Source organism: Bacteroides hominis (genome assembly GCF_033042785.2).
In the GTDB taxonomy this organism is placed as follows: domain Bacteria; phylum Bacteroidota; class Bacteroidia; order Bacteroidales; family Bacteroidaceae; genus Bacteroides; species Bacteroides hominis.
In genome coordinates this window covers 2,185,434-2,203,082 of the sequence record NZ_CP178829.1, presented here as the reverse complement: position 1 = coordinate 2,203,082, position 17,649 = coordinate 2,185,434, and the positions used below count along the sequence as shown (strand labels likewise).

The following is a 17,649-nucleotide window of genomic DNA, read 5'->3' as shown; positions in this document are numbered from 1 at the left end:
TCAACCTTTAATTAAGAGATATCTGTGTTAAATTAATATCCCGGGTTCTGATCGCCAGCCAATAGCGGATTTAAGTCAATGGCTGTTTGCGGAATTGGTTTCAGACGCATACGAGAACTCCATTTCATTGTAAGTTCCGTATCACCGTCAGGAGTCATGATGGGTACATTGTTCATGTGCTCTTTCCAGTAATCGTCACTATAACGAGTCATATCATCACCACGGAAGCCTTCACCAGCCAATTCAATACGACGTTCGTTCTGAATCAGTTTTAAACCTTCTTCTTTGCTCAAACCAGAAGGAACATCCGGCATACCACAACGGTCGCGCAACTGATTTAAAGCTGCTTCTGTTGCAGCATCATACCCAGTAGTCTGTGTATGCGCTTCAGCATAAATCAATAAAATTTCAGCATAACGGATACAAGGATAATCACCGGTTGCCTGTCCATCGCCATTAGCATCATTTTCCAATGAAAGCATTTTGCGGAAGTTAAATCCGGTCTTTGATTCGTTATTACCATTCTTTATCCATTCATACACAAACTTATCGCCATAATTAGATTCATACCAACTCTTGAATGGCATCAAGATAGAAACATACATACGGCTATCACGGTTACGGAACTCCTGAATATATTTATAATTTTTCAATGTTCCATTCTTTATCTTTTCCTGACAGAAAGCGATAAACTTAGCTTCTCCTTCGGGTTTTTGATAAGCATCCAAGTCTGCCTTAATCTCGTTGTACGCTTTAGCACGTTCTTCCGGAGTAGGCAACTGCGGTACACTGTGGCCATCAACTCCCCAATAAGCATCTACCAGATTCTGTGTCGGAGTTACAGAAGACCAACCACCCAACTGATTCGGACGCATACTTGTATAACGAGTCATATCTTGATAATCCCAACTGGAAGCAGCATATTGACGAGTCATAATGTATTCGGGATTATCCGGATTAGCATTTTCTGTATGCCACAAAGCTTCATAATTAAACATACCCTTAATGAATTCGTCTTTATCGATTCCTTTTTCTTCAAAATCAATATACAAACTCATTTCTTCTGCCTCTTTCTTCTGTGCTTCCGATAAAGAAGAAATCTTGAACAAAGAGAAACCTCCCTTATCCATCACTTCTTTGGCAGTAGTTTCTGCTAAAGCGTAGTCTCCAAAATACAGAGCCGCTCTTGCTTTCAATGACAAACAAGCATATTTTGTGATACGTCCCTTTTCATTCGGATAACCACCGGTATATTTCTCAGGCAATATTGCAGCAGCCTCAGTAAGTTCTTTCATAATAAAATCACGAATCACACTTACCTCGTCACGCGGAATATTAGGCGAGTTATAATCCAGCACCTCAGTAATCAAAGGCACTTTACCGAATGTCATAGTCATGCCCAGATAAGTCCATGCACGCATTGCACGCACCTCTGCCTTGAATCTTTCTCTTAAAGATTCATCCATCTCACAATTTCCGACTTTCTGCAAAAATAAATTCTCCTTACGAATTGTCTCAAAGTTCCAGCCTTCGTCATATAGAGGGCTAAAACCATCTTGCTGGAATATCTTTGCCTTAGACTCGTGTGCATATTGGCAATATACATCATCCGAGTAAGCATCTCCGTAAATACCGATACCCGGAATTGCTGCAGAATAAATTGAGTTCAGATTATACCAAGCATCTTTTTCAGATGTCCAATATGTCTCGGCGGCAATATTAGCAGGCGGCTCCACTTCCAAGTCGCAACTACTAACACTTACACTAACTAAAGTGCAAAGGAATATACCCTTGAATAATTTATTTATAGTTTTCATCTTTTATAATCAATAATGTTAGAATGTTAGATTTACACCAAAAGCAATCGAAGACGTACCACGAGTATTAACGCCGCGTCCTGAAGCTGTTTCAGGGTCGAAATCTTCCATACGGTGGTCAGCACGAATAGTAAACGGATTCTCGGCCGCAACATAAAGCTTCAATGCCTCCAGGCTCAACTTCTGCAATACCGGCTTCTGGAAAGAATATCCGAAAGTTATATTCTTGATGCGGAAATAATCGGCATCGAACAACCAGTAGTCAGAGAAATATTGGTTATAAGTTGAATGTTTACTTGTACGGGGATAAATGCGCGGATAAGCTGCATTCGGATTAGGATTATCTACCGTCCATCTCTTCAAATGATATTTACGCGGGCTTGCATAATCCGAGAATGCCCAAGCATTTTCCATGCTGAAGTTTACTTTTGTACCGGTAACTCCCTGACCGAACATACTTAATTCAAATCCTTTATAACGGAGATTCAAATTCACACCATAAGTAATATCAGGTACATCACAACCAATATAAGTTCTATCCTTATCGGTAAGTTTACCATCACCGTCCAAGTCTACATATTTAATATCACCAGCCTGAGGTACCAAACCATCAGTGATGTAATTACCAGCATCAATATCCTCCTGAGTCAACAAACCGTCAGAACGATATCCATAGAAGGTACCGATTGCATAACCAACCTTCTTAATCCACGGACTTTCAATAATCGGGTCATTAGCTCCCAGGTTGGTAACCTTATTCCAGTTCTTACTCATGTTAAAACCAACTGTATACGCAAAGTCACCCAGAGTTTTATTATGTGTAATGCTCAGTTCCAGACCTTTATTGCTTACCGTACCAATATTTTGTGAAACCTTGAAATCAGAGCCGATACCGATTTCTTTCGGACTCGGATATGACAACAGGATATCATCTGTCTTTTTGTTATAATAATCAGCTGTAAAGCTCAACAGGCCATTGAAAATATCAAAATCCACACCGATATCAGTGATAGTAACAGTTTCCCATCCCAAAGTCGGATTGGCTGGTTTAGATTCTACGATACCCGAAACAATGACATCCTCAAAGTTATAGTTACCCCCTTGTTGATAAGAAGAGAAATAATCATATTGACCTACGTTATTGATGTTACCCAACTGTCCCCAAGATGCACGCACCTTCAAGTTATTGATCCAGTTGATATCTTGCATGAATCCTTCCTGATTAATACGCCAACCTGCAGAGAATGAAGGGAAAACGCCCCAACGATTATCCTTATGGAAACGAGAAGAAGCATCAGCACGGATGTTGGCCTCCAATAAATAACGATCCATAAATGAATAATTTACACGACCAAAGTAAGACATCAACTTGTCTTCGTTACTTCCACCTTCAGCATAAGTATCATCCGGTGCGCTTGAACCACCATTCATGTCTGTCATACCATTAGTCGGGAATTTCAGACGATATGATTTTTGTTTCTGATATTTATAATGTTCATAAGATACACCAGCCAAAACATTCACATTATGCTTTTCGTTACTCCAAACGTAATTGGCCAATGCATTATAAGTAAGGCGACTGTTTTCTTCCCAGCTGTATTCCATCTTAGAGTTGGTTACATCTGTACCATTCAGCTCAGTACCGGTCTGAAAATCCTTAATTTTATTCTTATTTGCAGTATAAGTCTTAGATTTATAATCCCAGGCTTTATAAATCATTTCACCAGTCAATACCAATCCTTTTACAGGTTTAATATCTAAGGCCAGATTTATCAAAGTATTTTCAGTCTTGCTGTTCGACCATCCTCCTTCTTCCAAACGGCGTAAAGGGTTACGTTCCATGTTTACTGTTGCAGCAGGCTTTCCACCTTCATAACTACCCCATTCACCGTTACTATGGCGAGCAACATAAGTTGACGGGATTGTCAGCAAGTGTGTATAAATAACCCCTCCCTTGTCGTTATCAGAAGTACTTTGGATATAATTGATATTAGAACGCATTGTCAACCAAGACTTAATATCCGAAGAAATGTTGGTAGTCAAGTTATAACGTTCACTTTTTGCACCAGGAGTAAATTTATCATCATACATATATCCTAATGAAGTGAAATACTTCACTTTATTACCACCACTAAAGCTTACAGAATGTTTCGTCATGACAGCTTCATCCTTCAATACTAAATCATACCAATTCGTATTCGGGTACATATCCGGATTAGAACCATCACGGAACATTTGTATCTCCTTATCAGTATAAGGAAGCGTGCTTGTATTCGGGTTTTCATTCAGAGCAGCTTCATTGCTCAAGCGTGCGTACCATTCAGAACTCAATACATCGGGTGTATAAGTTGCCATCTTCACTGCAACCGAACCATCGTAACTGATCTTCAAATCACCTTCTTTACCACCTTTTGTTTTTACCAATACAACGCCATAAGCTGCACGAGAACCGTAAATTGCAGAAGATGCCGCATCTTTCAGAAACGAAATACTTTCTATCGAATTCGGATCAAGGCTTGAAAAGAAAGAAGCATCAGCAATTGCACCGTCAATAACAAACAAAGGAGAAGAAGTTCCCAAGTTACCGCGACCACGCATATTGATTGATGGAGTAGATCCCGGACGAGATATGATGGTTACTCCCGGAACCTGTCCTTGTACAGAAGCCAATACGTCTGTATTTACACGTTCTTTCAATTCATCTGCTCCAACAGAAGATACTGCACCTGTCAGGTTGACCTTTTTCTGAGTACCATAACCAACAACTACAACTTCATCCAAAGTTTTTGTATCTTCCTTCATTATGACATTGTAATTGTTAACTCCCGGCTTAAGTACGATGGTCTGAGGTACGTAACCGATATAAGTAATCTGAAGTTCCTTACCGGCAGTATTCAAGGTAAATTCACCTTCAATGTTAGTGATAGTACCATTAGAGGTAGTACCTTTTTCTACTACAGATGCTCCGATGATGGCTTCACCCATTGCATCTTTCACGACTCCGGTAATTTTTCTCTGCTTCTGCTGTTGAACAGCCTGCACATCCTTAGCAGCTGCAGTCACAGTAGATACTACGATCTGATTATCCACGATCTTATAAGTGTATCCCGAATTCTTGAATACTTCGTTCAGTACAGTTTCGATCGGAGCATCCGACACATTGATGGATACTTTCTTGTTCAGCTTTACCTGATTGTCATTGTAGAAGAAAGTATACTCGCTTTGTTTTTCAAGTTCACGCAGTACACTCTCGATGGATACGTTTGTCTTCGTCATTGAAATCTTTAGTACTTGAGCGAAGGCACTCACAGGTACCATAGCTATCAGGCTAACTGCCAAAGCAAAAGCCAGATGCTTTTTCATTCTTTGCGGACTAAACCACCGCATGTTGCATTTTCTCATAAATACGATTAATTATTAGATTGTAATTTTGATTGATAAAGTGAGCACAGGACACTTCTAAAGCATCGCTGCACCAGGTTAACGTCATTTACGGTTTCTCTCTCATTCTTTTCTTTATTAATTTAGGTTTAAAATTTGATGTTTGGTATAAGTTCTAAACGAACTTGGGCAGAAGAGATGTAAAACCGGTTATCACCTGAATGGCTATAAATGAGGAAATTGCAGTTCTGAATATCATAAATTGGGACATAAAAAAGCCCGCTCATGTATTACCATGAACGGGCTTTAACCCTCAATAAATAATGTGTGTTAAATTAATATCCCGGATTCTGATCGTTTTTCAACAATGGATTCAAGTCAATTGCACCTTGAGGTATAGGCATAAGCATCAAACGCTCATCCCAAACTTTGTTGATCACAACATATCCGTTTGGAGCATAAGAAGGACCATTCATAGCCTTGCTGCAATAGTCGTTTCCATAGCGGCGTATATCATCAAAACGATGGCCTTCTGCCGCTAATTCAATACGCCGTTCATTACGTACAAAAGCCAGAGCTTCTTCTTTAGAAGGCATGGAAGTCGGTACATCCGGCATACCACAACGATCGCGCAGGTCATTCAATGCTTTCTGTACTTCTGTATCCCATCCGGAGTTCTGGATACGTGCTTCTGCGTATGTCAGCAATACTTCAGCATAGCGAATCACCGGATAATCTTCTTCAGCAGTCCAAGTATCATAAGGATCGAGAGTAACCATTTTACGATAAAAATATCCCGTCCATGATTCATTACCATCTTTATTTATCAGATCCGGATCCCAACGGAAATAGAATGTGCCTTTAACAGTTTCATGCCATCCTTTGAAAGGGAACATCATAGATACATATAAACGACTGTCACGATTGCGGAATTCTTTCATATAGTCGTATTTCATAATATCCGTTTGCGGAACTTTTTCAATGAATTGAGATTGGCTCATATCTTTAAAGTCTTTCCATATTTCGGCATAACGTTCTTTACGCTGTTCCATAGTGATGTCATTACGCATTGTTTTACCATCCACATCCCAGTATGCGTCAATTAAGTCCTGCATCGGTTCATAAGAACAGTATCCGTCGTATTGAGAGAATGATTTGGGTATGAAATATGTATATCTTGTCCAATCATAGTTGTTTGCATCAGCCATGTACTCACGTGTTACAATATACTCCGGATTGGCGGGAGATGCGTTACCTTTGTGCCACAATGATTCATAACTGAACATACCTTTCACGAATTTATCTTTATCGATACCTTTGGCTGCATAATCAATATAAGCATCCATTTCATTGGCTTCTTTTTGTTGCACTGTGGTGAGTGACGACACACGGAATAGAGAATGATGTCCTTCAGAAATGATTTTTCCGGCAGATGACTCTGCTTCGGCGTAATTTCCAAAATACAAGGCGGCACGTGCACGAAGGGCCAGAGCACCGGCACGAGTGATACGTCCTGTTTCATACATGTAGCTACCGTTATAACTATCAGGAAGGATTTCCGCTATTTCTGCCAATTCGTCAAGAATGAACTTCCGGACAGTTTCCACTTCGTCACGTTTAACATTCGGTGCGTCATAAGCTAAAACGTCCGTAATTACCGGAACTTTTCCGAATTTCGTGGTCAAATCAAGATAACTTAAAGCGCGGAAAAAACGTGCTTCTGCTTTCATGCGTGTTTTTAGTTCATCACTGACTGCACATTTATCTACATTAGCAATAAAGTTATTCACTACACGAACGGTACCAAAATAGTAGCTTCCATATCCATTGGCTGTGCTTATACCGTTTTGTTGTACCATTTCGAAGTTTCCTTCCCAAGGTTTGTGGCTATGTGCATTATCTGTACACAATTCATCCCAAATGTCTACACCATCCAATGTAGAATAGCAGGTATTTAAAGCATACCATGCATCTTTTTCCGTTTGCCAAAAGTTTTCTGCTGCAATGTCAGCAGGTGGAACCACATCTAAATCGCAGGCTGTTAACGCTCCTGTGAGACATAATCCCAATGCAATTTTTCTTATATTGTTTTTCATTGTGAATTCTATTTTTTAATGAATGATTTTAGAATGATATGTTTACACCAAATGCTACCGATTTGGTTCCCAGCGTATAAATCACACCACCGGCTGTTTCCGGATCAAAGTCTTCCATCTTTTTATCAGCACGTACTGTGAACAGGTTTTCTCCTGTTACATATACCTTCAATGACTGCAATCCCCAGCTCTTCACTGTGGCAGATGGTACCGTATATCCCAATGACAAAGTCTTGAAACGGAAATAGTCCGAGTCAAACAAATGATAATCACTGAAATTACGATTATAAGTTGTGTGTACACTACTTGCCGAGTAGAGACGAGGATAAGCAGCATATGGATTTGGATTCTCTTCTGTCCATCTCTTCAGATGGTATTTTCTTGGGTTATCCTGACCATGGTAGAATGGGTGAACACCATATACGTCAAATGCTACCTTAGTTCCACTGATTCCTTGTCCAAACATACTGAATTCAAAACCTTTATATTGTAGACTTAAGTTTACACCATATGTGAAGTCGGGCACATCTTTACCAAGAATAGTACGATCTTCGTCTGTGATCTCCTGTTTGTACTCGATGTCACGTTGAGGAACAAATTTAACATCACCTGCATTAGGTACTACTCCACTTAATGTGTAGTAATGCCCGGCATCAATATCAGCTTGAGTATACAGTCCGTCTGTTTTAAATCCATAGAAAGAACCGATTGATTCCCCTTTTTTCAGGATATACTTCACGATATAACTGCTGGTCTGAATAATATTGTCCGAACCGCCTAAGTTGGTAATTTTATTTTTATTGGTAGCAATGTTAGCTCCGATGCTGTAGTTAACAGCTCCAATCTTGTTACGGTGATTCAAGGCTAATTCGAAACCTGTGTTTTTCACTTTACCAATGTTTTGTGAAGGTGCAGCTGTGATACCGGTTTCTGTAGGTACATTATATCCCAACAAAATATCACTTGTGTTTTTGATATAGTAATCAGCTGTTACACCCAGAAGTCCATTGAAAATGTCGAAATCCAAACCAATATCAGTTAAAGCAACTTTTTCCCAACCGAGCGTTTCATTAGCAGGTTTGGATTCACCGATACCGATTACGGGCGAATCACTGAAATTATAATGGTTTCCACTGCTGTAATTCTGAAAATAATCATAATTTCCTACATTGTTTATATTACCAAGAGTACCATAAGAAGCTCTGATTTTCAGATTATTGATCCACTCGATGTCTTTCATGAAGCCTTCTTCATTCATTCTCCATCCAGCCGAGAATGAAGGAAAATATCCCCAACGGTGATCTTTGTGGAAACGTGAAGATGCATCTGCACGCATGTTTACTTCCAATAAATACCGATCCATCAAAGTATAGTTAACACGAGCAAAATAAGACAACATCTTATATTCTGATGAACCTGCACCATTGGTATAGCCTGCTCCCGACGTAGAGCCGGCTTCCATATCTGTTAATGCGTCAGATGGAAACTCTTCACGTGATCCTGCCAGTCTTTCATATTTATAATGCTCGTAAGATGTACCTACCAATGCTCCTACTGAATGTTTATCATTCGACCAGTCATATCTGGCTGTCGCCGTATAAAGCATTGTATTTGTACTCTGCCAGTCCATACTCATTTTATTTTTGGTTACTCCGGTTCCAACTATTTCTTCTCCGGAAAAGTAATTTATGGCATTAGGTTGTAAGGCGGTGTAACTTTTGCTCTTATATTCATATCCTTTGAATACACCTTGTCCGCTAATAATAAGCCCTTTTACCGGTTTGATATCAAAACCGAGATCGTACATGGTATTTTCACTTTTTGATTTACTCCAATCCGATTTGCTCAATGCACGGAGTGGATTGTTTGTGATGAAGCTACTTGTTGCTGATTGACCTCCGTTCACAGTTCCCCAATCACCATTTGACTGTTTTGCAACGAATGTAACCGGTACCATTGAGAAACTGGCCAATGAAGGTGCGCCACAATCACGGTCGGAATCATTGCGGATATATTTTACTCCTGCCTTTACAGTCAGCCACTTGGTGATATCTGAACTCAGATTGGTATTCAAGTTGTAACGTTGGCTATCTTGTCCGGGGATCATGTTGTCTTTATACACATAGCCCAAACCGATAAAGTAACGTATCTTATCTGTTCCACCACTGAAATCCAAGGAATGCTGAGTGGTCAGTACATTTTTGTCTAATATCAGATCATTCCAATCTGTGTTTGGATATAAGTCTGGTTTAGAACCATCTCTGAAATAGCCAATTTCTTCCTCGGTATACCCTTGGTATTTTCCACCTTTTGGATTGGAATTGTAGAGAGCCTCATTGTACAACTCTGCATATTGGGTAGAATTGACGTACTCCGGTTTGTAAGTAGGGTTACTCAAACCTACGTAACCACTGTACGAAACGTTCATTTTATCATTTTTTCCCTGTTTGGTAGTTACCAATACTACACCATAGGCCGCACGTGAACCGTAAATGGCCGATGAAGCAGCATCTTTCAGGAAAGAAATAGATTCGATACTATTTGGATCAAGGTTAGAAAAGAATGTGGCATCCGCAATTGCACCATCGATTACGTAGAGAGGTGACGAAGTTCCTAAGTTACCACGTCCACGGAAGTTAATACTTGGTGTTTGTCCGGGACGTGAAATAACGGTTACTCCAGGTACTGTACCTTGCACAGCCGACAACACGTTCGTCTGTACGCGGTCTTTGATTTCATCAGTACTAACCGAAGCTACCGAACCGGTTAAGTTTACTTTCTTTTGTGTACCATAACCTACCACTACCACTTCGTCCAGAGTCTTGGTATCTTCCTTCATTGTGATACTATAGTTGGTTACTCCCGGATGAATTTTTACGGTCTGTGGCATATAACCAATATAGGTTATTTGCAATTCATTACCTGATACTGTTAACTTGAAACCTCCTTCCATATCAGTAATTGTACCATTACTTGCCGATCCTTTTTCTACAACAGAAGCACCAATAATCGGTTCTCCGGCAGTATCTTTCACTTGTCCCGTGATACGTACACTTTTCTGTTGTTGGAGAGAGGATGTTTTAGAAGTTTCTATCTTTGCTGCCGAAACAACAATCTGATTATCTACTATTTTATAAGTATAACCGGAGTTATTAAAAATCTGATCCAATACTTTCTCAATAGGTGCATCCGTAACATCTACAGAAACTTTCTTACTGAGTTTTACCTGATTGTCATTGTAAAAGAAGGTATACCCACTTTTTTGCTCTAATTCCCGTATCATATTTTGAATAGAGACATTAGTCCTCTTCATGGATATTTTAAGAATTTGGGCATAGGTAGTGACAGGCACCATACAAACCAGACAGATTGCCAAAACAAACGCCAGTTGTTTTTTGACTTTTTGCGGGTTAAACCACCGCAGATTGCATTTTTTCATAAATACGATTAATTATTAGATTGTAATTTTGATTGATAAAGAGGGTACATGATTCTTTTTGTACCAACGTACCTCGGCTAACTAAGTTGTCATTTTTCTTTGTGCATTTCTTTCTTTTTATTTAGGTTTAAAATGATGAATTTTCCAAGTTCCGTATGAACTTGGTATAAGGGCAATTTCAAAAAGACAACTAATAATAATCGTATTACATATAGAAAGAGGCTTATCTATTTAGTTATAGATAAGCCTCACATTTTTATTAAAAATCTATTGAAGTACGTTTCGTCAAACGCTTCTAATTACTGGTAGGATTCTGTGTTAAGGTTCCGGGATAAGAATTAATAGCACTTTGTGGAATAAAATAAATAACCCGATAGTCTGTAGCAGGAATTTCAAGCATGGCATCATGTACTCCGGGATATTTGCGAGTTAATGTTTCACAATTGCGAAATACATCATAACTACGTTCTGCTTGATAGGCCAGCTCTAATTGTCTCTCTTTTTCTATTCGCGCCTTAGCGTTGGAAGCATTTAAGTCATTATAACCTCCGCCGGGTAAAGAGCGTTCACGAATGATATTCAGATCTGCTTGTGCATGAGGATAATCACCTTTTTTGGCATATGCTTCTGCGCGATTCAAGTAAACCTCGCCTAAACGAGAGATGACAGGAGAATGTAATTGAGATTCAGCTTCTCCGCTTGCAGTTCCTTCATTCGAACATTTGAGAATATAGAATTTGGGTTGCCCGCTTGAGAGTTCTATTTCATAATCAATAACACCGTGATAGATTTGACCGTCTGAATAGCTGATTGAATATTTTTCTTCACTACTGTTTATTAATGACAATGTGTAATTAGTTTCCCCCTCTTTACAAGTTACAGTGTCACCTCTTTTAGAAACGGGCAATTGTACATATGTATATCCTGTATGTATGTTGTTTTTGTTGTATACATTCTTTATGAAACGGAATACTTCAACATATTTACCATCACTATCCGTGATGTAGCTTGGTGAAATGAAATTTGCTCGTGCATCTACAATCTTTTTCTTGTCAGGACGCCAATCGTTACGTCCCTGTTCATTTAATAAATCCATGTATTTGGCACTCGCATACATTTCTCCCCAGCCTTGCTGTCCAGCATAAGAATACATTCCACCAATAGAATTCCAATAATCCGGCTTTTCTGATGCCATGATTTTTACTACAAAAATAGATTCTTTATTATTTTCCGGCATGAATGTATTATATCGCATAAAATTTTCACGGGAGAGCAACTCATATTTCAGTCCACCTTCATCAGTGGTGCTTTCAATGACTTTAGTTGCATAATCAATGGCCAACTGGGCATTTTCACTATTGGGTGCTTCATAAGTTCCACTCATAAATAAATAAATACGAGACAACATGGCCCATGCCGCTTCTTTAGATGCATATGCAGGACCTTCTCGTTTAGTTTCTCCATTTTCCATCAATCGGGCCGCTGCTTTCAGGTCATCAATAGCTTGTTCATAAGTATCTTGAACAGTCGAACGATCAGGAAGATTAAGATTATTCACATCGTCTGGCGTACCGTTTACAATAGGGACTCCCATATGTCCTTCCGGCTTGTCCCAATAAGGACGTCCGAAAGCACGTCCAAGATAAAAATACATCATACCACGGATATAGTAGCATTCACCCAGCTGATAATCAATGGTTTTGCTTTGTCCTTCATCAATCATTTTAATAATATTCGAAGCTTGTGCAATAGCTTTGTATCCGGAGTCCCAAAAGCTTTGTAGACGATAATTATCAGCATCGCGGGAATAAGAAATAAAATCGAAAAAGGCATCCGTTGATGATTTATCTTTCGCCATATTATCACCCGCATATTCCCCTAAACGATGCATAGGATCCGACCAACTTTTTAATTGTGCATAGCATCCATTTACAAGTGACTCTAATGAAGAGGTAGGATCCTGAGTTATTTGTTCGGCTGACATTGAACCATAAGGAAGTCTGTCTATGTCACAAGCGGTTAAAGTGGCAACCGCACATAGTAGAGTTATTATTTTTTTCATATAATCGTTACTTTTAGAATGTTAAATTAAGCCCAAACATAAATTTACGTACAGTTGGATAAACCGAAGGTAATGCAGTACCTATTACAGAACCATCACTGGCCGGAATTTCCGGATCTACGCCTGAGTAATTTGTAACACAGAACAGGTTCTCTCCAGTGAAGAAAATTCTCATATTATTAATATAATATTGAGGCAATTTTAGGTTGTAACCGATTGATAATGATCTCAATTTAAGATAGTCATTTTTTTCAAGATAGCGCGAGGAAGAACTGTTCGACTTACTCGTATTACTATAAGAAGCCATCGGATGTGTAGCTATATCTCCCGGTTTTTCCCAACGATTCCATCCCTTTTGAAGTTTCATTTGATTTCGATCGTTATATGCTCCGTCTGAATCATATTCCTGGCGAGAATAATTATAGATTTGCCCTCCTACAGAGTAGCCAAATACTGCATTCAGATCAATATCTTTCCAGCGGAGTACCGTACTAAATCCTCCAAAGATGTCTGGAGATGAACTTCCACATTTCACTTGATCAGCCTCAGAATAATTACTTGTTTTCTGACGTGATAAAGTTCCATCTTCATTTTCTACGGTTTTATACCACTGAGGTGCCCCATTTTCCGGATTTACACCTGCCCATTCTTTCAGATAATAAGTATCACATGGATAACCTGGCTGTAATACTCTTTTGGCTGTACCTGCAATCGATGTTCCATCTGAAATAATAATTGGCTTTTCTACAAATTGTCCCTCAGCGTTCTTTGTCTTATAGAGTTTCTTTAATTTGTTCTTATTATGTCCCAAGTTAATTTCTATATTCCAATCCCAGTCTTTCGTACGGATAATATCACCGCCAATGGACAATTCAAATCCTTGATTTTGCATTTCACCAATATTCTTCCACATACTTGTCACTCCTACTAATCCGGAAATGGGTACTGCATATAGAATGTTACTTGTGTACTTATTATACCAGTCAAAACTTGCTCTCAACCGATTATCAAAAAAAGCTACGTCAACTCCGGTGCCTGTAGTATAAGTCTTTTCCCAAGTAAGGTCTTTATTGCCCAATTGTGATATCAAGGCTCCGGATTCTTCGTTATATTTAGAAGATACTGAATAGAGATCGTATTGGGGATAAAGTGAACTTGGTCGGTTACCCACCGAGCCATAAGATATACGTAATTTCAATACATCAACCCAAGAGGCATGAAACCATTTCTCACGATTAATGTTCCATCCGGCACTGATAGAAAAGAAATTTCCATATTTTGCATTATCTCCGAAATTAGAGGCTCCATCGCGACGGAACGATAGTTGTGCCAGATATTTATTATCAAAAGCATAGTTTGCATTAAATAAAAGAGACTGTACCGCCCACTCACTAATACTACCACCAACTTTCTCCGGTTTAGCTACCACGTCCAATACTTCGAAACCGGGAATAAATCCTATTCCATACATATCTGTTGCTTTGGCCCAATAATCGTTGAATTCATAAGCAGCCAACGCATTTATTGAATGTTTACCAAACATTTTGTTAAAACGTATGATATGGTTAGAATAACGACGTACAGTGGTAGTTTGATATTCACGCATACGCCCATCTACTCCCTCTCCACTACTTGAGCGCGGATCTGTATATTCACTGTAATTATAGCCTATGTATTTATAGTTATTGACGGATGAAAAACTCAGCCAGTCAGTAATTCTAATATCAAAATCTAAATTACCCATAAATTCATAATTGGTAGAGTTCGATTTATTCCACTGCAGATCGTATAGATAATTGCTATTAGAACTGTTCACCCATCCTGTATATCTATTGGGAACCAAATTCCCTTCTTCATCAAAAGGACTATCCCATGGCAGTCTTTGGAACATGGAAGTTACATCATACTGTTTATCTTCAATATCCCGTCGCGATCCTGCCAGTGCAGGTTTTATACTCAACCATTCAAAGGGGTTATAGGTTGTTTTTAACCGGAAGTTATATCGTGTGTAATCATAGCCTTTCACTGCTCCTTCTTCATCATAGACACCGATGGAAAGGAAAGATCTGATTTTCTCATTACCTCCGGATAAAGAAACATTGTAATCTTGGGTAACTCCTGTTTGGGCAGCCAAATCAAACCAATCGAAATTACAATTTCGCAGTTCATCATTATAACGTGAAAAAGTAATCGCTTCCTGATTTGAGAATGATTTATAGTAATCATATAGCTCCGCTCCATCCATCATTTCCATATTTCCTCTCCCTAACTTACTGATACCAACTTTTGCGGAGACATTTACTGTCATCTTTTCTGCTTTACCATTTTTGGTTGTTACCAGAATAACGCCGTTGGCTCCTTGTGAACCATAAATAGCAGTAGAAGCAGCATCTTTTAGGATAGTCATTGTTTCTATATCACTTGGATTCAAAGCACCGGCATTTGAACCAACAATCACTCCATCAATAACCCATAATGGAGCAGTGGTCCCACTTAAAGTTGCTTGCCCACGAATCACGACAGCTCCTCCTGACCCGGGTTGTCCCGACCCTGGAGCTACATATACTCCCGGAACCTTTCCGTTTAACATATTTTCTACTGAAGGGGTAGTAATATCTTTTAGTTTATCGCTCTTAACTGTTTGTAGCGCACCAGTCAAGCTCTCTTTCTTTTGTGTACTATACCCAACTACCACTACTTCATCTAATGTTTTGGTATCTTCCTTCATTATTACATTATAAGAGCTTACCCCCGGTTTGAGATTAATGGTTTGAGGAATATATCCAATGTAACTAACCTGGAGTTCATTGCCTGTTACTATAAGAGAAAATTCGCCATTCACGTTAGTGATAGTCCCGTTTGAAGAAGAACCTTTTTCTATTATAGATGCTCCTATTATAGGATCCCCTGCAATATCTTTTACTACACCGGTCACTTTTTGTTGTTTTTGCTGTTGAACCGTTTGTTGCGCAGTTGTGGTGGGGATTGTATATATAACAATTTGATTCTCTACTATTCTATAAGAGTACCCGGAATTTTCAAATATTTGATTTAGAACAACTTCTATCGGAGCATCTTCTACATTTATAGAAACCTTTTTATCTAACTTCACTTGATTATCATTATAGAAAAAAGTATATTCACTTCCTTTTTCTAACTCTTGTAATACCGATTGGATAGAAGTGTTACTCTTTTTTATTGAGAATTTGAGTACTTGTGCAAATGTGCTGATAGGTATTGCACAAACTAAACTAATAGCAACAGCAATTGCTATTTGCTTTTTTACTTTTTGTGGATTAAACCACTTTTGATTGCATTTTTTCATAAATACCATAATTATTAGATTGTAATTTAAATTTAACAAATGATAGGCGTTGCCCTTTAAGAATCCCGTGCTTGATTAACATGTTTCACTGTTTTTTCCATTTTTCTTATTTGAATCTTTTTAGGGTGTAAAATCGTGTTCTACTTAAGTTCTTCGAGAACTATTGCATTTTTATTCTTTATTTATTTTTATTATAGGGTCCTGTTTACATTTTGATTATTTCATGCTTTTTTATCATTTTGTATTTTCTATCTCATCTGTATTGCTGGTTTTAGCACCCGAACCAAAGATCTGAGGAAAAAAACAGCTGTGTTGCTGTTAGAGAAAGTTATATTTGATAGGATAAAGCCTCCAATTTTGTGTATTTGCTCGATAAAACAAACGATATAGCTCTTTAATGATATGTATTAAGTGAATTAACGATGATTTATGATAGTAGAAATGTAAACGGGAAAAATTAGTAAATAGCTTCTTAAAGCAGATTTTTGAACTCTAACTTTTTAAGATGTTAACTTCGTACAAATAAAGAATTAAGGTTTTGTCAACAGGATATTAACTTCGTACAGATAGAGAATTAATTTCGTATATTCAGGAAACGAATAAGATCCTGCAATAAAATGTATTTTTACTTAAAAGGCAATTTTATATTGCATGATAATAGTATTTTTATTCAAGAAGAAATTATTATAGCATCTTTTTAAAGAAAGTCTGAGTTAGCTAAATATAAAGATCCTCTCCCTTATGTCAACCTAAAATGAATTTTACTATCTTTTTTATATTTCTATAATCATTATTATTTAAACACATCTTTTTATATTCAAATACGCTCATTTGCTATAAATCCTCTATTTTTATTTTAAAATTTGTATTGTTTCTCCCTAAAAAATTGTATGTTTGCACATCACACCGATAGATTTATGACCGAGAAAGAGCTTATTGTATCATTAAAACTGGGGGACGAAGCTGCATTTACTGCTCTATACAGAATGTATTGGCCTAAAGTTCACAACTTTTCCCGTTTATACCTATCTTCTATGGCCGAAGTAGAAGAAGTGGTACAGGAGGTCTTCGTAAAATTGTGGGAGGCACGTATCTTCTTGAAAGAGAATGAAAGCTTCAAAGGATTTTTATTTATTATAACCCGCAATATAATTTTTAATCAATTTCGTAAAAGTTTCAATGAAAATGCGTATAAAACGACTATACTCAGTAGTGCAGAAGTTGAATATGATATTGAAGATGAAATGGATGCAGCCGATCTTCAGGCCTATATAAAGAAATTAATTTCTGAACTGACGCCTCGGCAACAAGAAGTATTTCACTTAAGCCGTGAAGAGCACCTTAGCTATAAAGAAATAGCTACTCGACTGTCTATCAGTGAGAAAACTGTAGAGCGACATATTAATGAAGCCTTAAAATTTTTACGTAAAAACATCTATTTATTTATCATATTTCTTTCTCTATAATAATAAGGTATAGAGAGCTTATTTCATGATTTCCCTTTTATTTTAAAGATTTTAAATTTTCTT

Annotated in this window: 7 protein-coding genes; 1 reads left to right on the top strand and 6 read right to left on the bottom strand. The window is 38.1% G+C overall.

The features are described 5' to 3' along the window. Positions 1-32: 32 nt before the first annotated feature. The 6 genes from R3O62_RS09160 to R3O62_RS09135 form a co-directional block, all read right to left on the bottom strand. Positions 33-1,817: a RagB/SusD family nutrient uptake outer membrane protein gene (locus tag R3O62_RS09160; protein WP_032531780.1), complete on the bottom strand. Its 1,785-nt coding sequence runs from the start codon at positions 1,815-1,817 to the stop codon at positions 33-35. A gap of 18 nt (positions 1,818-1,835) precedes the next feature. Beyond that, positions 1,836-5,219: a TonB-dependent receptor gene (locus tag R3O62_RS09155; RefSeq protein WP_005818559.1), complete on the bottom strand. Its 3,384-nt coding sequence runs from the start codon at positions 5,217-5,219 to the stop codon at positions 1,836-1,838. A gap of 314 nt (positions 5,220-5,533) precedes the next feature. Next, the gene (locus tag R3O62_RS09150) at positions 5,534-7,294 is read right to left on the bottom strand and encodes a RagB/SusD family nutrient uptake outer membrane protein (RefSeq protein WP_317473080.1); all 1,761 of its coding nucleotides are present in this window, start codon (positions 7,292-7,294) and stop codon (positions 5,534-5,536) included. A gap of 28 nt (positions 7,295-7,322) precedes the next feature. Beyond that, positions 7,323-10,733, bottom strand: a complete 3,411-nt coding sequence (locus R3O62_RS09145; protein ID WP_317473081.1) for a TonB-dependent receptor — start codon at positions 10,731-10,733, stop codon at positions 7,323-7,325. A gap of 295 nt (positions 10,734-11,028) precedes the next feature. Next, positions 11,029-12,795, bottom strand: coding sequence for a RagB/SusD family nutrient uptake outer membrane protein (locus R3O62_RS09140; RefSeq protein ID WP_005810134.1), 1,767 nt, complete (start codon positions 12,793-12,795; stop codon positions 11,029-11,031). 13 nt (positions 12,796-12,808) lie between these two features. After that, complete coding sequence (locus tag R3O62_RS09135; protein WP_223127423.1) at positions 12,809-16,120, bottom strand: TonB-dependent receptor; 3,312 nt, start codon at positions 16,118-16,120, stop codon at positions 12,809-12,811. 890 nt (positions 16,121-17,010) lie between these two features. On the opposite strand from R3O62_RS09135, the gene R3O62_RS09130 reads away from it, so the two are divergent. Continuing rightward, entirely contained in the window at positions 17,011-17,586 is a 576-nt protein-coding gene (locus R3O62_RS09130) for an RNA polymerase sigma-70 factor (protein ID WP_005810129.1), read from the top strand. Positions 17,587-17,649 lie beyond the last annotated feature (63 nt).